Here is a 20,018-nt window from a genome sequence, read left to right as displayed (position 1 = left end):
CCTGCCAGCCGTTAGTGTGGGGCCCCGTCCCAGACGCTCCAGCGCCCCCTCGCGGGGCGACCCGGCCGGAGGGCCCGTACCTCAATGTCCGCCACCCCTGCGGAGTTTGTTCCCGCCACCCCGCCCGAGTTCCCGCGGCACGTCGTCACCGCCGTACTCGTCTCCCACGACGGTGCCCGCTGGCTGCCCGACGCGCTCGCCGGGCTGCTCGGCCAGGAACGCCCCGTGCAGAACGTCCTCGCGGCCGACACCGGCAGCGCCGACGACTCCGCGCGGCTGGTCACCGAGGCGCTCGGCGGGGACAGGGTCCTGCATCTCGCCCGCCGCACCGGCTTCGGCACCGCGGTCGAAGAGGCCGTGCGCACCGCTCCCGTGCTCACCCCGGACGACCTGCCCTATCTGAAGCGGCCGAGCGGCTGGGACCCGGTCAGCAGGACCTGGCGCGACGAGGCGTACGACATGCCGGAGCTGCCGTACGGCGAACCGGTCCAGTGGCTCTGGCTCCTCCACGACGACTGCGCACCCGCCCCCGACGCCCTCGCCGAACTGCTCCGTGTCGCGGACTCCGACGAGTACGCCACGATCATCGGCCCCAAGCTCCGCGGCTGGTACGACCGCAAGCAGCTCCTCGAAGCAGGCGTCTCCATCGCCAACAGCGGCCGCCGCTGGACGGGACTCGACCGGCGCGAGCAGGACCAGGGCCAGCACGACCAGATCCGCGCGGTCCTGTCCGTCTCCTCCGCGGGCATGCTCATCCGCCGTGACGTCTTCGAGGAACTCGGCGGCTTCGACCGGCGACTGCCCCTCATGCGCGACGACGTCGACCTGTGCTGGCGCGCCCACGCCGCGGGCCACCGGGTCGTCATCGCGCCCGACGCCGTCCTGCGCCACGCGGAGGCCGCCGCCCGCGAGCGGCGCACCGTCGACTGCGCCGGACGCTCCGTGGCCAGCCCCCACCGCGTCGACAAGGCCGGCGCCGTCTACACGCTGCTCGCCAACGCGCGCGGCGTCGCCCTCCCCTTCGTCCTGCTCAGGCTCGTCTTCGGCACCCTGCTGCGCACCCTCGCCTATCTCGTCGGCAAGGCACCCGGCCAGGCCGTCGACGAGGTCATGGGCCTCTTCGGCACACTCCTGCGGCCGGAGAAGATCCTCGCCGCCCGTCGCAGGCGCGGAAAGCCGGCCGTCGAGGCGGCCGAGCTGCGGCCCCTCTTCCCACCGCCCGGCGCCACCATCCGCGCCACCGTCGAACAGGTCGCGAGCAGCCTCGGCGCGGGCCGCGACTCCGACTCCGGAGGCTCACGGCACGGAGTCGTCGAATCCGGCCCCGGTGGCGACGACGCCGACTTCCTGGAGATCGAGCAGTTCGCCCGGCTCAAGAAGATCGCCCGCAAGCCCGGCCCCGTGCTCTTCGCGGTCCTGCTGATCGTCTCCCTCGTCGCCTGCCGCGGCCTCTTCGGCGGCGGCGCGCTCTCCGGCGGCGCGCTGCTGCCGGCGCCGGGTGACGTCTCCGAGCTGTGGGGCAGGTACGCGGACGCCTGGCATCCCCTCGGCACCGGCGGGACGCAGACCGCGCCGCCCTATCTCGCGGTCCTCGCCGTCCTGTCCGGGCTCTTCCTCGGCTCCACCGGCTTCGCGCTCACCCTGCTGCTCGTCTGCTCGGTGCCGCTCGCCGGAATCACCGCGTACTTCGCGTCCCGCCCGCTGATCGAGTCCCGGCTGCTGCGGGCCTGGGCGAGCGTCGCCTACGCCTTCCTGCCCGCCGCGACGGGCGCCCTCGCCACCGGACGGCTCGGCACCGCCGTGCTCGCCATCGTGCTGCCGCTGATCGCCCGCGCGGCGGTCGCGGCCTACGGACTGACCCGCCGGGACGGAGCACGCGGCAGCTGGCGCGCCACCTGGGCGTACGCGCTCCTGCTGACCTTCGCGATGGCGTTCACACCGATCGTGTGGCCGCTCGCCGTCGTCCTCGGGCTCGCCGCGCTCGCCCTGCGCCGCGACGACATCACCGCCTACGGGCTGCGCTTCGTCGTCTCGGCGGGCACCCCGCTGCTGATCCTCGCCCCCTGGTCGCTGTCGCTGCTGACCCAACCGTCCGGCTTCCTGCGCGAGGCGGGCCTGGAGTTCGGCACGGGCGCGGCCGGCCCGCTCGACCTGCTCGGCATCAGCCCCGGCGGGCCCAAGACTCTCGGCGGGCTGCTGCTCATCGGCGTCGTCCTCGCCGCGCTCGCGGCCCTGCTGCGCGGCGAGCGGCAGTTCGCGATCCGCGCCGCCTGGGTCGTCGCGGTCGCCGCCCTCGTCTTCGCCGCCCTGGCCAACGGCTCGGGCTGGGCTGGACCCGCCACGCTCGTCTACGGCATCGCGCTGATCGCCGCCGCCGTCCTCGGCGCGGAGGGCGCCCGCGAACGCGTCGCCGCGCAGAGCTTCGGCTGGCGCCAGCCCGTCGCCGCGCTCATCGCCCTCGCCGCCGCGACGGCTCCGCTGATCGCCGCCGTCAACTGGATGACGACCGGAGCGGCGGGCCCGCTGGAGCGCCGCGACCCGGTGCAGGTCCCGGCGTTCGTCGCGGAGGAGAGCGGCACCCGGGACCAGGCACGGACCCTCGTCCTCGGCGGCTCGTCACCGGCCAAGGTGCCGTACACACTGGTACGCGGCTCGGGCGGGCGTCTCGGCGACGCCGAGCTGAGCGAGAGCGGCGGCAGCGACGCCCGCCTGGACAAGGTCGTCGCCAACCTCGTCGCCGGTTCGGGCGCCGACCAGACCAGCCAGCTCAGCGGCTTCGCGATCCGCTACGTGCTCGTACGGGACGGCGCACCGCGCCAGTTGGGCCGCGTCCTCGACGCCACCCCCGGACTGTCCCGGCTCAGCCAGCTGGACGGAAGCGCGCTGTGGCGCGTCGACCGTCAGGTCGCCCGCGCGGTGATCGTCAACGGCAAGGCGGAGCCGCTGCCGGTGGCCTCCGGCCCCGTCGAGGCCCACACGGACATCCCGAAGGGCGCCGACGGCCGCGTACTGCGCATCGCGGACCGCGCGGACGACGGCTGGCAGGCCACGCTCGACGGCCGGGTGCTGAAGAAGACCACCGTCGACGGCTGGGCCCAGGGCTTCGAACTGCCCGCGGAGGGCGGCCGGCTGGCGCTCACCTTCGAGGACCCGACGACCCACACCGCGTGGATCTGGACGCAGGGCGCGCTCGCCGTCGTCCTGCTCGTACTGGCCCTGCCCGGCCGGCGCCGCGAGATCGACGACGACCTGCCGGAGGAGGAGGCCGCGATCCCGGCCCAGCCCGTCGAGGGCGAGGGCCGCCGGGCCCGCCGGCTCCGCGCGGCACAGGCCGAGGCGGAGCTGGAAGCGGACGCGGATCCGGCCATGGACCCGGGCGCGGACGTGCAGGTGGACACGGCCTCCGGCGGCGGACCGCAGCCGGAGGCCGGCCAGGACCCGTACGCGGCGGTGCCGCACCAGCAGCAGTACGGCGGGGAGTGGGACGGCCGGACCTACCCGGACGAGGCCGGTGCCTACCCGGGCGCCGGCCAGTACGCCGACCCGTACACGGGGCAGTACCAGGACGCCCAGCAGCAGTACGCGTACGGAGAACCGCAGCCGTACGCCGCACCGCAGCAGTACGACCAGCAGCCGCAGTACGACCCGCAGCAGTACGGACAGCAGCAGTACGACGAGCAGTACGGGCAACAGCAGTACGGGCAGTACCCCGAGGACCCGTACCAGGCGGGCCAGGGCCACGGCCACGGCCAGGGCCAGAGCCACGGCCAGTACGACCCTTACGGCTACGAGACCGAGCAGCGTCCCGACGGGAGCAGCAACCAGTGAACCGCACGACCCTCTCGCTCCTCGCGGCCGCGACCTCCCTCGCCGCCGTGACCGGATTCGCCGCTCTCACCGCACCGGACGGCGGGGCGCCCGCGGCGGCGGAGGCGCCGTCCCGGCTGCCGGTCGAGCGCTCCAGCCTGCTGTGCCCGGCACCCTCGCAGTCCGACATCGCGGAGACGGTGTACACGTCGTTCACCCCGCGGACGAAGGCGAGCGGCGGCGGGGCCTCCACGGCCGAACTGAAGCCGTCCGTCGCCACGTTGAGGGACCCGGACGACGGCGCGGACAAGGACAAGAAGGACAAGCCCGCCAAGGACGCGGCCAAGAAGCCCGCGCCTGACAAGGCCGTCGTCACCCTCAAGCAGCCCGGCAAGCCCGTCGGCGCCGAGGCGAGCGGCGGCGCCGCCCCCGCGCTCATCGGCTCCGCCACCGGCAGCCTCGCCCCCGGCTGGACCACCCAGCAGACCACCACGGTCAGCGCGGGCAGCGGTCGTGGCGTGCTCGGCGTCAGCTGCACCGCGCCCGACACCGATCTCTGGTTCCCGGGCGCCGGCCTGGCCAAGGACCGCCAGGACTACGTCCACCTGACCAACCCGGACGACACCGGCGCCGTCGTCGACATCGAGCTCTACGGCAAGAACGGCGCCCTCAAGTCCCAGCTGACCGACGGCATCCCGGTGCCCGCGGGCGCGAGCGTCCCCGTACTGCTCTCCACTCTGACGACCGATCCCGCGGAGGACGTGACCGTGCACGTCACGACGCGTACGGGACGGGTCGGCGCGGTGGTGCGCGGCGCCGGGGACGAGACCGGCAGCGACTGGCTCCCGGCGTCCACGGACCCGTCCGGCACGCTGGTGCTCCCCGGCATCCCGGCGGACGCGACGTCCGTACGGCTGGTGGCGTTCGCGCCGGGCGAGGACGACGCCGACCTCCGACTGCGGCTGGCGAGCGCGTCCGGCACGATCACCCCGGCGGGCGCGGAGAACCTCAGGGTCAAATCGGGCATGACCGCGTCCCTCGACCTGAAGGACGTCACCAAGGGCGAGCCGGGCTCGCTCGTCCTCAGCCCCTCCGAGGGCGCCAGGCCGACTCCCGTGGTCGCGGCGCTCCAGGTCACCCGGGGCAAGGGCGACAAGCAGGAGATCGCCTTCATCCCCGCGACCGCACCTGTGGGGGAGCGGGCCACCGCCGCCGACAACCGGGCCAAGGGCTCGGTGCTCTCCCTCACCGCGCCCGGCGAGACCGCGCAGGTCAAGGTCACGGCCTCGGCCGGGACGGAGGCCGGCGAGCAGGCCGTCAAGACGTACACGGTCAAGGCCGGCACGACCCTCGCGATCACCGACCCGCCCGTCCCGGCCGGTCTCAAGGGCTCGTACGCCCTGACCGTCGAGCCGCAGTCCGGCGGCCCGGTCCACGCGGCCCGCACGCTGCTGCTTCCGCAGGACGGCATCGAGATGTTCACCGTCCAGACCCTCCCCGACGACCGGGGCCTGGTCACGGTCCCGTCGGCGGAGCAGGACCTCTCGGTCCTCGACGACTGACGGGGCGCGGGCCCCTGCCTGGGGCGGCCGTGCCGTGCGCTGGGCCCCGTCCCCTCACAGGTGGGGCCCGGCTCGCTCAGTCCTGTCCGTAGCGGGGGTCCACCGACTCCGGCGCGAGGCCGAGCAGGTCCGCCACCTGCTCCACCACCACCTCATGCACCAGCAGCGCCCGCTCGTCACGGTTCTTCGTGCGGATCTCGACCGGCCGCCGGTACACGACGATCCGTGCGGGGTTCCCCTTCTCCGCCGGCAGGGAGCTGCCCAGCGGCACGGTCTCGTCCGGCGCCTCCGGCACGTCCAGCACCAGGAACTCCACCTCGGCCAGCTGCGGCCAGCGCCGCTCCAGCCGCTCCACCGAATCCTGCACGAGGTCGCGGAACGACTCCGCACGGCTGGCGGAGAGCGGCACCTGGGGCGGGGCGACGGGCCCACGCATACCTCGGCCGTGACGGTCGCGGCGGCGCGGCCTGGGCTCGGTGGGGCGGGGCGGTACGGGACTGTCCATCACTGACGCAGGGTAGCTCTCCCGGGCCCGCCCGCATCGCGGCCGTACGCACGCCGACCAGGATGTCGCCGCCCTGAGGAGTGACGTGCCACCGCCCGGAAGCGTGACGTTTCACCGCCCGGGGCGTGACATCCCCCGGACCGCCCGGGCGGCATGTCCCTGACGGGCTCCGGCGAATCCCCACGGCCTGTCGCTTATTGAACATTCCAGCCAAGCTTGGGCTCGATTCGATGCCTCCCGTCGATCGCCGCACTCGCCGTGATTGACGCGATTTGTGTCGAGGGGTGACCGGATCGCATACGCTCCTCGTTCGAGGGCTTCTCTTCCCGTGCAGGTCAGGGCAGTTGCTCCGAAGGCCCCTGTGCGAGGCCTCACAGCACGACACGGTGGAGTGACGTGGTGGAGAGTCGTCGCGGCCCGCTCAAGAGTGCGGTACCGTCCAACGTCGTGAGCCCTGTACGTCGCTGTTCGCGCACCGCGTGCGGCCGTCCTGCCGTCGCGACACTGACGTACGTCTATGCCGACTCGACCGCGGTCCTCGGCCCCCTCGCCACCTACGCCGAGCCCCACTGCTACGACCTCTGTGCCGAGCACAGCGAACGGCTGACCGCGCCCCGTGGCTGGGAGGTCGTCCGTCTCGCCGACGCCTCAGGCCCGGCCAGGCCCAGCGGTGACGACCTCGAGGCGCTGGCGAACGCGGTCAGGGAGGCGGCCCGCCCCCAGGAACGCGCCGCCCAGGCGGGCGGCGGCTCCGGTGTCCGCAGGTCGGACCCGATGGAGGTCGGGCGTCGCGGCCATCTGCGTGTGCTGCGTTCCCCCGACTCCTGAGCGCACCGCTCGCCCCCGAGCCGGGTCCTGAGCGCACCGCTCGCCCCCGAGCCGGGTCCTGAGCGCACCACTCGCCGCCGAGCCGGGTCCTGAGCACCCGGCCGGCTCCCGAGCGGGCCGCGTTCCCGAGTACGCACCCGCTCCCGAGCGGGCCCCGTTCCTGAGTACGCACCCGCTCCCGACCGAGCCCCGGCTCCTGCGAGCTCCGCCCTGCACGAGGCGCAGGAGGGCTCCCGTCCCCCTGCGGGTAGTTTTGGGGTGACCACAGAGACTTCAGGAAGGTTGGGCCGTGGCTGCATCCGCTGCTGCTGATCTGTCGCAGATCGTGAAGGCGTACGACGTCCGCGGAGTGGTGCCGGACCAGTGGGACGAGTCGCTGGCCGAGCTCCTGGGCGCCGCCTTCGTCCAGGTGACGGGCGCGGACGCGATCGTCGTCGGCCACGACATGCGGCCGTCCTCGCCCGGCCTCTCCGCGGCCTTCGCCCGGGGCGCCACCGGCCGCGGCGCGGACGTGACCCTGATCGGGCTCTGCTCCACGGACCAGCTGTACTTCGCGTCGGGGCACTTCGGGCTGCCGGGCGCGATGTTCACCGCGTCCCACAACCCCGCCCAGTACAACGGCATCAAGATGTGCCGCGCGGGCGCCGCCCCGGTCGGTCAGGACACCGGTCTCGGGGAGATCCGCGAGCTGGTGGAGTCCTGGATCGCGTCGGGCGCCCCCGCCCCCGTACGCACCGCGGGCTCGGTCACCGAGCGCGACACCCTCGACGAGTACGCCGCCCATCTGCTGTCCCTCGTGGACCTCTCGACGATCCGCCCGCTGAAGGTCGTCGTGGACGCGGGCAACGGCATGGGCGGCCACACCGTCCCGACGGTGTTCGCCGCGCTGCCGATCGAGCTCGTCCCGATGTACTTCGAGCTGGACGGTACGTTCCCGAACCACGAGGCCAACCCCCTCGACCCGAAGAACATCGTGGACCTCCAGGCCCGGGTCCGGGCCGAGGGCGCGGACATCGGCCTCGCCTTCGACGGCGACGCCGACCGCTGCTTCGTCGTCGACGAGAGGGGCGAAGGGGTCTCGCCCTCGGCGATCACGGCCCTGGTCGCGGCACGCGAGCTGGCCAAGCACCCCGGCGGGACGGTCATCCACAACCTGATCACCTCGTGGTCGGTGCCGGAGGTCGTACGCGAGCACGGCGGCGCCCCCGTCCGCACCCGCGTCGGCCACTCGTTCATCAAGGAGGAGATGGCCCGCACCGGCGCCATCTTCGGCGGCGAGCACTCGGCCCACTACTACTTCCGGGACTTCTGGAACGCCGACACGGGCATGCTCGCCGCCCTCCACGTCCTGGCCGCTCTCGGCACCCACGGCAAGCCGCTGTCCGACCTGGTCGCCCAGTACGACCGCTACGCCGGCTCCGGCGAGATCAACTCCACGGTCGCGGACCAGGCAGCCCGCACGGCCGCCGTCCGTGAGGCGTTCGCCGCCCGCGAGGGCATCACCGTCGACACCCTCGACGGCCTCACGGTGTCCGACACCAGCTGGTGGTTCAACCTCCGCCCCTCCAACACCGAGCCCCTCCTCCGACTCAACGTCGAGGCCCGCGACGAGGCGACCATGAAGGCCGTCCGCGACGAGGTCCTGGCACTGGTCCGAGACGCCTGACCACGGCGCCGCGCCACACCGGTCCGGGCGGTTGCGGGGGAGAGCCCGCCTCCCCGCCCGGCCGGGCGCGCGGGGGCACCCGTACGCCCGCACGCCGAGCCGCGCGCGCCGCCCCCCAGCGGTAGGCTGACGTGGCCCAAACCGCATGTTCGAAGGGACGTTCACATGCCGCTCGAAGCCGGCCTTCTGGAGATCCTCGCCTGCCCGGTCTGCCACGCACCGCTCAGCGACGCGACGGCGGCCGAAGCCCCCGAGCTGATCTGCACCGGCAAGGACTGCGGCCTGGCCTACCCCGTGCGGGACGACATCCCCGTCCTGCTCGTCGACGAGGCCCGCCGTCCCGCGTAAGCCCGCCGTCCCGCGCGGGCCCGTGCCCGCGCCCGCCCGCGCCATCCCCACCTGTTCGGCTGTTCGGCGAATCGGAGGCCCCACCTCATGCTCGACGAGTCACTCCTCGACGCCCCGGAAGCCCTCGCCCGCGCCGATCGCCGCGGTCTGCTCCGCGGCGCGGCGGAGTCCGGGGCGCGGGTACGCACCGCCGCCCGGCACGCCGCGGAGGCGGGGATCGCCGAGCTGAACCCCGAGGGCCGCCCCCGAGCCGTCCTCATCGCGGGCCCCGGCACCGCGGCCATCGGCGTGGCGGACCTCATCGCCGAGCTCACCGGCCCCACCGCCCCGGTCACCCGTCTCCACCCCACCGGTGTCGCGCCCGCCGCCGGCGCCCTGCGCTGGGCGCTCCCCGGCTGGGCCGGCTCCGTGGACCTCCTCCTCATCGCCACCACCGACGGCAGCGAGCCCGGCCTCGCCGTGCTCGCCGAGCAGGCGTACCGGCGCGGCTGCACCGTCGTCGCCGTCGCCCCGCAGACCTCCCCGCTCTCGGAAGCGGTCAACGGCGTCCACGGCATGGTCGTACCCATGGCGACGGCCCCGTACGAGCTGTACGAAGAGACGCAGGCCGCGGCCAGCCCCGGCGCGTTCTGGGCGCTGTTCACGCCGCTGCTCGCGCTCCTCGACCGGGTCGGGCTGATCTCCGCGACACCGGACGTCCTCCAGAGCGTCGCCGACCGTCTCGACAGCATCGCCGAACGCTGCGGCCCGGCGATCGCGACGTACAGCAACCCCGCCAAGACGCTCGCCGCGGAACTCGCCGACACGCTCCCGCTCATCTGGACAGAGGGCTCGGCAGGCCCCGTCGGCCGCCGCTTCGCCGCCGTACTGGCCGAACTCGCCGGCCGCCCCGCCATCGCGGCCGAGCTCCCCGAGGCGCTGCCGGCCCACGGCGTGCTCCTGGCCGGCGACTTCGCGGCGGGAGCCGATCCGGAGGACTTCTTCCGGGACCGGGTGGATGAGCCGCAGGCGCTACGGGCGCGCGTCCTGCTGCTGAGGGACAGCCTGGACAACGGCTTCACCGCCGCCCCGGCCGCGCGTGAACTCGCGCTCAGCCACGACACGGCCATCAGCGAACTGGAACCGGAGGAGGGCAGCGCGCTGGAGACCCTCGCGGAGCTCCTCGCCGTGACCGACTTCGCCGCCGGGTACCTGGCTCTCGCGACCAGCGGCCACGCCTGACAGGCTTGTCGGTCACGCATCAGCTCACCGGTCAGGCCGTTCACGCGGTTCACGCCGGTCAGGCCGTTTCGTCGGTCATGCCGGTCGGGCCGTTCAGCGGTCAGGCCGTTCCGCCGGTCGCTCAGCAGCTCACCGGTCATACATCAGCCACGCCCCAGCCACGCATCCGTTACGTACCGAGTCGAGGATCACCCCTCATGGACCGCCTCACCAATACCGTGCGCCCCTACGCCTGGGGGTCCACGACCCTCATCCCGGAACTGCTCGGCACCGCCCCCACCGGCGAGCCACAGGCCGAGATGTGGATGGGCGCCCACCCCGGGGCCCCCTCGCAGACGGACCGCGGCGCCCTGAACGACGTCATCGCCGCCGACCCGGCCGGCGAACTCGGCGCGCCCGTCGTCGACGCCTTCGGCCCCCGCCTGCCCTTCCTCCTCAAGCTGCTCGCCGCCGGCGCTCCGCTCTCCCTCCAGGTCCACCCGGACCGGGCCCAGGCACAGGAGGGGTTCGCCGCCGAGGAGCGTGCGGGGATCCCCCTCGACGCGCCCCACCGCAACTACAGGGACGACAACCACAAGCCCGAGATGATCTGCGCGCTCACCCCGTTCGACGGGCTGTGCGGCTTCCGCCCGCCGGTCGAGGCGGCCGACTTCATCGCCAGCCTGGGCGTCGACTCCCTCAAGCCGTACGTCGATCTCCTCCACGCCCACCCCGAGGAAGCCGCCCTCCGCGAGATCCTGACCGCCGTCCTCTCCGCCGACCCGGAGGAGATGGCGCACACCGTCGGCGAGGCCGCGGCAGCCGCGGAACGCCTCGGCGGCCCCTACGCCCCGTTCGCCGGGATCGCCCACCACTTCCCCGGCGACCCGGGCGTCATCGCGGCCATGCTGCTCAACCACGTCCAGCTGCAGCCCGGCGAGGCCCTCTTCCTCGGTGCGGGAGTCCCGCACGCCTACCTGGCCGGCCTCGGCGTCGAGATCATGGCGACGTCCGACAACGTGCTGCGCTGCGGGCTGACCCCGAAGCACGTCGACGTCCCCGAACTCCTCCGTGTCGTCCGTTTCGAGGCCGGCGACCCCGGCGTACTGCGGCCCGAGGCATCGCCCTCCGGCGAGGAGCTGTACGACACACCGATCGACGAGTTCCGGCTCTCCCGCTACGTACGGTCGGAAGGTGCGGCGCCCACGGACATCACCGCCGGCACTCCGCAGATCCTGCTGGCGACGGCCGGCCGGCCGCAGGTGGGCGAACTCGCCCTCGCGCCGGGGGAGTCGGTCTTCGTTCCCGCGGGTGAAAAGGTTGAACTGTCCGGTTCGGGCGCCGTCTTCCGTGCCACCGTGGTGGCCTGACGCGGCGTCCGCGCGGGCTGCTGCAACAATGTCCCGCCGTAGCCCAGCAGCTTCACCCGAGGAACGAAGGGACACCCTGCACCCATGAGCGCGTCAGGCGGAACCAAAGCGATCGTCGCGGCACTCGTCGCGAACGTGGCGATCGCAGTAGCCAAGTTCGTGGCGTTCCTCTTCAGCGGCTCCTCGTCGATGCTCGCGGAGAGCGTCCACTCGCTCGCCGACTCGGGCAACCAGGGCCTGCTGCTGCTCGGCGGCAAGAAGGCCAAGCGCGAGGCCACCCCGGAGCACCCCTTCGGATACGGGCGCGAGCGCTACATCTACGCCTTCCTCGTCTCCATCGTGCTCTTCTCGGTCGGCGGCATGTTCGCGATCTACGAGGGCTACGAGAAGATCAACCACCCGCACGCCATCGAGGACTGGTACTGGCCGATCGGCGTGCTCGTCTTCGCGATCATCGCCGAGACCTTCTCCTTCCGCACGGCCATCAAGGAGTCCAACGTCCTGCGGGGCAGGCGCTCCTGGAAGGAGTTCGTCCGCCACGCCAAGGCCCCCGAGCTCCCGGTCGTCCTCCTGGAGGACCTCGGCGCGCTCGTCGGTCTGATCCTCGCGCTCGGCGGCGTCGGACTCGCCCTGCTCACCGGCAACGGCCTCTGGGACGGCATCGGCACGCTCTGCATCGGTGTCCTGCTCATCCTGATCGCGCTGGTGCTCGCGGCCGAGACGAAGTCCCTGCTGCTCGGCGAGGCCGCCGGCACGGAGGACGTCGAGAAGATCAAGGCGTCGATCGTCGACGGCACCACCGTCACCCGTATCATCCACATGCGCACGCTCCACCTCGGTCCGGAGGAACTGCTGGTCGCCGCCAAGGTCGCGGTCCAGCACGACAACACGGCGGCCCAGGTCGCGGACGCCATCAACGCCGCCGAGGAGCGCATCCGCACCGCCGTTCCGATCGCGCGCGTAATCTACCTGGAGCCGGACATCTACAGCGAGGAAGCGGCCGCGGCGGGCACGAACCCGGCCAAGTCCCCGGGCGGCCCCGGCCCCGAAGCGGCTCACTGACGGACATGTGAAGGGCCCCGGACCGCGACGGCGGTCCGGGGCCCTTTCTCGTGACGCGTCAGCCGTACGCGCAGGTCTGGTCGATCTCCCGCCGACGCACTGCCCGACGCACTACTGCCCGACGTACTGCCCTACGTACTGCTCTGCGTCCTACTCGATGTCCGCGAGCACCGTCAGAACCGACGGCTCGTCCGGCGCGGCCATCAGCCGCTCGCGGAACGCCGGGTCCATCAGCTTCCGCGAGAGCAGCGCCAGGATCCGCAGATGCTCATCGCCCGCAGCTGCCTCCGGCACCGTGATCATGAAGATCAGCCGGGCCTTCGTACCGTCGAGCGAACCCCACTCCACACCCTCCGCGGAACGCGCGAAGCCGACGACCGGAGCCGTGACCGCGTCGGTCTTGGCGTGCGGGATCGCGATCTCCTCGCCGAGGCCCGTCGTGCCCTGCTCCTCGCGGGCGAACGCGGCGCGCACGAGTTCCTCCGGATCCGTGACCTTGCCGGTCGACGCGAGCATCGCGGCCATCTCGCGGATCGCGGCCTCCTTGCCGTCGGCGTCGAGGCTCACCTTCACCGTCTGGGCGGTGAGGTACCCGGAGAGCACCTCGGGCAGGGCCCCGTTCTCCTTCGCGTCCGCCGCCTCCGTCGCGGCGCCGGCCCCGGCTTCGTACGTGATCTCCTCGGTGGAGGCCTCCGGCCGTGGGGGCTCAGCCGCTATGCGGCTACGGGAGCCACCGGACCCCGCGCCCACCAGCGCCGGCTCCTCCCTCTCCTCCACCCCCGCTGCGACCGCCGCCGAAACCGGCGCGCCGGCCTGGGCCGGAACGAGGGCGGCCGAAGAGACCCGGCCCGTCTTGCGCTCCTTGATGCTGATCAGCGCGTTCGTCGTGAGCGCCGTGACCACGGTGCCGGCCACGACGGCCAGGAAGAACATCGGTACGCCGCCGACCGCACCCAGCACGGCCACGATCGGCCCGCCGTGAGGCACCGCGTCCTTCACGCCCGCGAGTCCCGCCAAGGCACCAGCCACCGCACCACCCAGCATGTTCGCCGGGATGACCTGCGCCGGCCGCGCCGCCGCGAACGGGATCGCACCCTCGGAGATCCCGAAGAAGCCCATGAACAGGGCCGCCATACCGGTCTCGCGCTCCTGCTCCGAGTAGAGCTTGCGCCGGACCAGCGTGGCGAGGCCCTGACCGAGCGGCATGACCGGGATCGCCGCGGCGCACATGCCCATCACCGTCTGGTTGCCGGAGGCGATGAGCCCCGCACCGAAGAGGAACGCGGTCTTGTTGACCGGCCCGCCCATGTCGAACGCGATCATCAGACCGAGAATCGCGCCCAGCAGGATCGCGCTGGTGCCGGTCATCCCGCTCAGCCAGCTGGTCAGATGCTCGAAGACCCAGGCGATCGGCTTGCCGATGACGTAGATGAAGAAGAGCCCGAGCGCCGAGGTCGCCACGATCGGGATCACGATGATCGGCATGATCGGCTGGGCGAACCTCGGGACCTCGACCTTCTTGATCCACAGCACCAGATATCCGGCCAGGAAGCCGGTCACGATCGCCCCGATGAACCCGGCGCCCGCCTCGGAGTCGTACAGCGCGCCCGTGTTCGCGATCCAGCCGCCGATCATGCCGGGTACGAGCGCCGGCCGGTCCGCGATGGCGTACGCGATGTAACCGGACAGGATCGGCACCATCAGCTGGAACCCGATCTCACCGATCTTGAAGATGCTCTCCCAGAACGACCCCTCAGGAATGGCGTAGCCCTCCGGCGTCGCATGTCCGCCGAGCGCGAGCGAGATCGCGATAAGCAGACCGCCGACCACGACGAACGGGATCATGTACGAGACACCGTTCATCAGCGCCTTGTACGCGACGCTCCGCTCCTTGCCGCCGCCCGCGCCACCGCCGGCTTCGACTTCGGCGCCCGCGGCCCGCGCGGCACCGGCACCGCCGCCCGCCCCGAGCACCGGCGCGTTACGCACCCGCTCGATCAACTGCTCGGGATGGCGGATGCCTTCGGCCACGCCGACCTTCAGCACCCTCTTGCCTGCGAACCGGCTGAGATCGACGTCCTTGTCCGCCGCGACGATGATGCCGTCCGCATCCCTGACATCGTTGTCAGTGAGTACATTCTCGGCCCCGATGGATCCCTGCGTCTCGACCTTCATCTCGAGGCCGAGAGTGTCCGCAGCCTGGGCGAGCTTCTCCGCGGCCATGTACGTGTGGGCGATGCCTGTGGGGCAGGCGGTCACCGCGAGCAGCTTCGTCTTCCGCTGCTCGTTCCCTGGACTGGTCACGAGGGTTCTCCTAACGCCGGCGGCACGCTTTGCGGCGCGGATCGCGCAGGTCTTCCCGATGCGCTCTTCCCGATCCGCGACGAGCATCGTGCAACAGATGAGCGCCACATCAAAAGTGCGGAGGGCCGCGGTCCGCAGGGCCCCAGGCCCCTCCGCGATCCCCGCTCCGGCCGGAAACGGGTCATGGGCGGGCTGTGGGCGGCCGGGGCGATCGGTGTAGATTCGTGACCAGTGCCAGACGTCGCTGCTGATGGCGGTCGGGCGGTTCGCGACTGCGGACCGGCCGAGGGAGAGAGGGCCTCCGACGGACTGCGCTGTGGACGTCTGCCGACGTCCGGGTACGCATGTGCAGCACCGGTGTGCAGGCATGTGCGCGTCCGTATGTCGTGGCAGCGGCCGCAGAGCCATCCCGCCCCACCCATCCCTCGACCCACTTGAGGAGCAGCTCGCAATGACGACTGTCGCCGCCGGTCAGGACTTCAAGGTCGCCGACCTTTCCCTCGCCGCCTTCGGCCGCAAGGAGATCACTCTCGCCGAGCACGAGATGCCCGGCCTGATGTCGATCCGCAGGGAGTACGCCGAGTCGCAGCCGCTCGCCGGCGCCCGCATCACCGGCTCCCTGCACATGACCGTGCAGACCGCCGTACTGATCGAGACCCTGGTCGCCCTCGGTGCCGAGGTCCGCTGGGCGTCCTGCAACATCTTCTCCACCCAGGACCACGCCGCGGCCGCCATCGCCGTGGGTCCGAACGGCACGCCGGACAACCCCCAGGGCGTCCCGGTCTTCGCCTGGAAGGGCGAGACCCTGGAGGAGTACTGGTGGTGCACGGAGCAGGCGCTGACCTGGCCGAACTCGTCCACCGGCGGTCCGAACATGATCCTGGACGACGGCGGTGACGCCACGCTCCTGGTCCACAAGGGTGTCGAGTTCGAGAAGGCCGGCGAGGCCCCGGACCCGTCCACCGCGGACAGCGAGGAGTACGGCTACATCCTCACCCTGCTGAACCGCACCCTCTCCGAGAACCCGCAGAAGTGGACCCTCCTGGCGTCCGAGATCCGCGGCGTGACCGAGGAGACCACGACCGGCGTTCACCGTCTCTACGAGATGCAGCGCGACGGCAACCTCCTCTTCCCGGCGATCAACGTCAACGACGCGGTCACCAAGTCCAAGTTCGACAACAAGTACGGCTGCCGCCACTCCCTGGTCGACGGCATCAACCGCGCCACCGACGTCCTCATCGGCGGCAAGGTCGCGGTCATCTGCGGCTACGGCGACGTCGGCAAGGGCTGCGCGGAGTCCCTGCGCGGCCAGGGCGCCCGAGTGATCATCACCGAGATCGACCCGATCTGCGCGCTGCAGGCGGCGATGGACGGCTACCAGGTCACGACCCTCGACGAGGTCATCGGCACGGCCGACCTGTTCATCACCACGACGGGCAACAAGGACATCATCATGGCCGCGGACATGGCCAAGATGAAGCACCAGGCGATCGTCGGGAACATCGGCCACTTCGACAACGAGATCGACATGGCCGGTCTGGCGAAGATCGACGGCATCGTCAAGGACGAGGTCAAGCCGCAGGTCCACACCTGGACCTTCCCCGACGGCAAGGTGATCATCGTGCTGTCCGAGGGACGTCTGCTGAACCTCGGCAACGCGACCGGCCACCCGTCCTTCGTGATGTCCAACTCGTTCGCGGACCAGACGCTGGCCCAGATCGAGCTGTTCACCAAGCCGGAGGAGTACCCGACCGACGTCTACGTGCTGCCGAAGCACCTCGACGAGAAGGTCGCCCGCCTCCACCTCGACTCGCTCGGCGTGAAGCTCACGACGCTCCGCCCCGAGCAGGCCGCGTACATCGGTGTCGAGGTCGAGGGCCCCTACAAGCCGGACCACTACCGCTACTGATCAACCGCCGGGCCGACCCCTGAGCAGCTCAACAGCCGAGCAGCCGACCAGGAGTCGACCACCCCGCGGCAGTACCAGCGCACCAGGCAGGCCCCCGCACCCCCGTGCCGGGGGCCTGCCCCGTACCCGGAGAAAAGTCAGGCACCCCCATGCCCCGCGGCCGCTATTCGCTTCACGATCCGCACGATCACACCCCCCTCGGTGACGAGCACTTCCACTGCGCACCCGGTCCGTCCGGGTGGCGCTACGTCTCCCAGCTGACCACCCCCTCCGGGGACCACGCGGGCTCCGTCGATCTGGCCCTCGACGAACTCGGCCGGCCCATCCGCCTCGAACTCCACGCCGCGAGCTGGCAGGTCCGCGGCGCCGCTCTCGACGGAGTCACCTGGGTCCGCACCGACCCCACCGGCACCCACGCCACCGAGGGCAATGTCCGAGCCCATGCCTTCACCGGAACCTCCCCCGCCTTCCTCGTCGCGACGGCCCGACTGCTCGGCCTCGCACCCGGCGCCCCCGCGACCCGAGTCCGTCTCCTCGCCTTCACGGACCCGGTCCTCGCCCCCCGCACCGTCGACCAGTCCTGGGCCCTGGTGATCAGTGAAACGCACGCCACTGACAACGGCCCCCTGACCGTGGACGAGTACCAGGTCAGCGCCCTGGACACGGGCGAACAGCACACGATCCACATCGCAGGCGACGTGGTCCTCTCGGCCCCGGGCATCGAGCTCGAAGACCTGGAATCCCCACCGTCCGTCTTCCCCGACATCCCCTGAACAGGGAGAGCCACGAAACCCGGAGAGTCAGGAGAGCCGGGAGGACCGAGAAGCCACGAGCCCCGGCGAGGTGAAAGCGCCACGAGGTGAAGGCGCCACGAGGTGAAAGAGCCAAGAGAGCCGCGACCCTCGGCCTGGGCGCACCGGACCTACGCGGGCGGCGCGAACCCCGTCGCGGGAGGCCGGGGAGCCCCCGCCGCGCTCGCGCCCTCGGCCTCGGCCCGTTCACCCACCGCCCTGGCGACCACAGGCGGCGCCGAAGGCGTGCCGTATCCAGGGTGTCCGGGCGGAGGCGGCGCGTACGCCGAAGGCGCCGGGGACGCGAAGGGCGACGAGTGCGCCACGGACGCGGCGGACGCCGACGCCGCGGCATGGGCACGTCGCGTGTCCCGCGTCTGCCGCTCGTTCACCACGGCCGCCAGAAACGCCCCCGCGGGCACCCCGTACGGCGCGGGCGTACCGGTGCACGCCACCAGATCACCGGCCAACCGCTCCGCCAGCGAACGGTTCACTTCCCCGTCGAGCTGGTTCATCCGGGTCAAGTACTGCCGTATCGCCAGCCACAGATCGTCCGGCACCCCGGACAGATCCAGTTCCGTGAACCGGCCCACCAGCCACGGCGGCGGTGGAGGCACCGGCACGGCCCGGGCCGTCGGTACCCGCTCCCGTACGACCAGGGTCCCCGCGAAGACGTCGCCGATCCGCCGCCCGCGCGCCGACACCAGGGAGGCGATGCACGCGATGACCCCGAAGGTCATGAGGATCTCCACCACCCCGATCGCGCCGCGCACCAGCGCGTGCCGGAACCGGATCGGGCCCCCGTCGTCCCGCACCACCCTCAGACCGCAGGCCATCTTCCCCAGCGAACGCCCATGACTGAGCGTCTCCACCGCGATCGGCGCACCCACGAGCACCAGAATGAACGTCGCGATCGACACCGCCATGACCGCCGCCTCGTCCAGCGACGCCGTCGCCACCGCGAGGCCGATGGATATCAGCAGATACGCCGCCCACACGAGGGCGAGATCGATCACCAGCGCCAGCGCCCGGCTGGGCAGCCTCGCAGGACGAAGTCCCAGTACGACGGCATCCCCCGTCACAACCCCGCTCACAGTCGCCCACCCCTCTCCACTGCCGTCGAACCGTTCGTCGACCTTTCCGACCCCTCAGTACGCAAGTCTGCCAAGCTGACCCGCAGCGCGCCGCAGTAGTACGAGCATCGTGCGAGCAGTTGTACGAGAGCAGATGTCACGCACCGTCCGCACGGGCGGGACCCGGACCAGTGCCTGGAGCAGCAGCCGACCATGGACCTCGACGTCTTCGTCATGACCCACCGCGCGGAGTGGGACCGCCTGGACCAGCTCCTGCGCCGCGGGCGCCACCTCACAGGCGCCGAGGCGGACGAGCTCGTCGCGCTCTACCAGCGCACGGCCACGCATCTCTCGCTCATCCAGTCCAGCGCCCCGGACCCCATGATCACGGCCCGGCTCACGCAGCTCGTCGCCCGTGCCCGCTCCACCGTCACCGGCACCCGTCGCGCCTCCTGGCGGGACGCCGTCCGCTTCCTGACCGCCGGCTTCCCCGCGGCGGTCTACCGCTCGCGGCACTGGTGGATCCCCACCGCCGTCCTCTCCGTACTCCTCGCCGCCGTCATCGGCTGGTGGATCGGCACCCACCCCGAGGTTCAGTCGGCCATCGCGGCGCCAGATGACCTGCGCGAGCTCACCCGCCCCGGCGGGCAGTACGAGACGTACTACTCAAGTCATCCGGCGGCCTCGTTCGCCGCCCAAGTGTGGACGAACAACGCCCAGGCAGCTGCCATGTGCCTGGTCCTCGGAGCTTTCCTCTGCTTCCCGGTGCTCTGGATCCTCTTCCTGAACATGGCCAACCTCGGCATCGGTATCGGCCTGATGTCCTCGGCCGGCCGCCTCGACACCTTCCTCGGTCTCGTCCTCCCGCACGGTCTCCTCGAACTCACCGCCGTCTTCGTCGCCGCGGGCACCGGACTCCGTCTCGGCTGGGCCCTCATCGACCCCGGCCCGCTGTCCCGCCGCACGGCCCTCGCCCAGCAAGGGCGAGCAGCCCTCGGCATGGCCATAGGTCTCGCACTGGTCCTCTTCGTGTCAGGCCTGATCGAAGGCTTCGTGACCCCCTCGGGCCTGCCTACCTGGGCGCGCATCACGATCGGGATCGTCGCTGAGCTCGCGTTCCTTGCGTACGTCTACGTACTGGGCGGCCGCGCGGTCCGCGCCGGCGACACGGGCGACATCGACGCCTCGGAGCGGAGTGCCGAGCTCCCCACCGCTGCCTGATGTGCAAGCAGCACCTGTGACCTGCTAGTCTCCTCTTCGCCCGCCAGGACCATTGACATGGCCCAGGTGGGGAGGTAGATTCAAACGGTTGCCTCGGAGTGGACATCTCCGAGAGCCATCAACTAGAGTCTCTCTCGCTCTCGCCGGGAATTGGATTTCCGGGAGAGCCACTCGAATCCTTATCCGGATCGCGAAGCCGATTAGCTCGGCCGACAAAGGTTCTGATAAAGTCGAGAAGTCGAAAGACGAAAAGGCCCTCCAACGGCCACTGGATACGAAATCCGAACCGGGAACGGAACGGAAAAAGAATCTGGTAAGGTTGGAAACAACGAAGGGAAGCGCCCGGAGGAAAGCCCGAAAGGGTGAGTACGA

At 71.7% G+C, this 20,018-nt stretch carries 14 protein-coding genes; 11 read left to right on the top strand and 3 right to left on the bottom strand.

Going from position 1 to position 20,018, the window contains the following annotated elements; all coding sequences use genetic code 11:
• Positions 1-84 precede the first annotated feature (84 nt).
• A complete protein-coding gene (locus ACIQMR_RS20425; RefSeq protein WP_401388939.1) occupies positions 85-3,828 on the top strand; it encodes a glycosyltransferase in 3,744 nt (1,247 codons plus the stop codon).
• Positions 3,825-5,369: a DUF5719 family protein gene (locus tag ACIQMR_RS20420; protein ID WP_401388936.1), complete on the top strand. Its 1,545-nt coding sequence runs from the start codon at positions 3,825-3,827 to the stop codon at positions 5,367-5,369. The genes ACIQMR_RS20425 and ACIQMR_RS20420 overlap by 4 nt, the downstream gene beginning before the upstream one ends.
• Positions 5,370-5,445: 76 nt before the next feature.
• On the opposite strand, the gene ACIQMR_RS20415 is transcribed toward ACIQMR_RS20420, so the two are convergent.
• Entirely contained in the window at positions 5,446-5,874 is a 429-nt protein-coding gene (locus tag ACIQMR_RS20415) for a metallopeptidase family protein (protein ID WP_266378452.1), read from the bottom strand.
• A gap of 399 nt (positions 5,875-6,273) precedes the next feature.
• Here ACIQMR_RS20415 and ACIQMR_RS20410 point away from each other — a divergent pair, with 399 nt between their 5' ends.
• The 6 genes from ACIQMR_RS20410 to ACIQMR_RS20385 all read left to right on the top strand — a co-directional run bounded on the left by ACIQMR_RS20410 (position 6,274) and on the right by ACIQMR_RS20385 (position 12,348).
• A complete protein-coding gene (locus ACIQMR_RS20410) occupies positions 6,274-6,702 on the top strand; it encodes a DUF3499 domain-containing protein (protein WP_401388933.1) in 429 nt (142 codons plus the stop codon).
• Positions 6,703-6,991: 289 nt separating this feature from the next.
• Positions 6,992-8,368, top strand: a complete 1,377-nt coding sequence (locus tag ACIQMR_RS20405) for a phosphomannomutase/phosphoglucomutase (RefSeq protein ID WP_401388930.1) — start codon at positions 6,992-6,994, stop codon at positions 8,366-8,368.
• A gap of 165 nt (positions 8,369-8,533) precedes the next feature.
• Positions 8,534-8,716 carry a Trm112 family protein gene (locus ACIQMR_RS20400; RefSeq protein WP_401388927.1) on the top strand — a complete coding sequence of 61 codons (183 nt, stop codon included), beginning with the start codon at positions 8,534-8,536 and terminating at the stop codon, positions 8,714-8,716.
• An 87-nt stretch (positions 8,717-8,803) separates the two neighbouring features.
• A complete protein-coding gene (locus ACIQMR_RS20395; protein WP_401388925.1) occupies positions 8,804-9,937 on the top strand; it encodes an SIS domain-containing protein in 1,134 nt (377 codons plus the stop codon).
• Between the two features lie 197 nt (positions 9,938-10,134).
• Entirely contained in the window at positions 10,135-11,286 is a 1,152-nt protein-coding gene (manA, locus tag ACIQMR_RS20390; protein WP_401388922.1) for a mannose-6-phosphate isomerase, class I, read from the top strand.
• An 84-nt stretch (positions 11,287-11,370) separates the two neighbouring features.
• On the top strand, positions 11,371-12,348 hold the full coding sequence (locus ACIQMR_RS20385) for a cation diffusion facilitator family transporter (RefSeq protein WP_401388920.1): 978 nt from the start codon (positions 11,371-11,373) through the stop codon (positions 12,346-12,348).
• A 150-nt stretch (positions 12,349-12,498) separates the two neighbouring features.
• On the opposite strand, the gene ACIQMR_RS20380 is transcribed toward ACIQMR_RS20385, so the two are convergent.
• The gene (locus ACIQMR_RS20380; protein ID WP_401389570.1) at positions 12,499-14,607 is read right to left on the bottom strand and encodes a fructose-specific PTS transporter subunit EIIC; all 2,109 of its coding nucleotides are present in this window, start codon (positions 14,605-14,607) and stop codon (positions 12,499-12,501) included.
• Between the two features lie 496 nt (positions 14,608-15,103).
• On the opposite strand from ACIQMR_RS20380, the gene ahcY reads away from it, so the two are divergent.
• A complete protein-coding gene (gene ahcY / locus ACIQMR_RS20375; protein WP_358670921.1) occupies positions 15,104-16,561 on the top strand; it encodes an adenosylhomocysteinase in 1,458 nt (485 codons plus the stop codon).
• A 149-nt stretch (positions 16,562-16,710) separates the two neighbouring features.
• A complete protein-coding gene (locus ACIQMR_RS20370) occupies positions 16,711-17,334 on the top strand; it encodes a hypothetical protein (protein WP_266378427.1) in 624 nt (207 codons plus the stop codon).
• 149 nt (positions 17,335-17,483) lie between these two features.
• Here ACIQMR_RS20370 and ACIQMR_RS20365 read toward each other — a convergent pair whose 3' ends face one another.
• A complete protein-coding gene (locus tag ACIQMR_RS20365) occupies positions 17,484-18,446 on the bottom strand; it encodes an RDD family protein (RefSeq protein WP_401388916.1) in 963 nt (320 codons plus the stop codon).
• 192 nt (positions 18,447-18,638) lie between these two features.
• Between ACIQMR_RS20365 and ACIQMR_RS20360 the strand changes: the two genes are divergently transcribed.
• Positions 18,639-19,646, top strand: a complete 1,008-nt coding sequence (locus ACIQMR_RS20360; RefSeq protein ID WP_401388913.1) for a stage II sporulation protein M — start codon at positions 18,639-18,641, stop codon at positions 19,644-19,646.
• Positions 19,647-20,018: the final 372 nt, after the last annotated feature.

This window comes from Streptomyces sp. NPDC091376, assembly GCF_044757085.1.
In the GTDB taxonomy this organism is placed as follows: Bacteria; Actinomycetota; Actinomycetes; order Streptomycetales; family Streptomycetaceae; genus Streptomyces; species Streptomyces pratisoli.
Note: the sequence above shows the minus strand (reverse complement) of the source record. Positions and strands in the feature narration are given on the sequence as shown.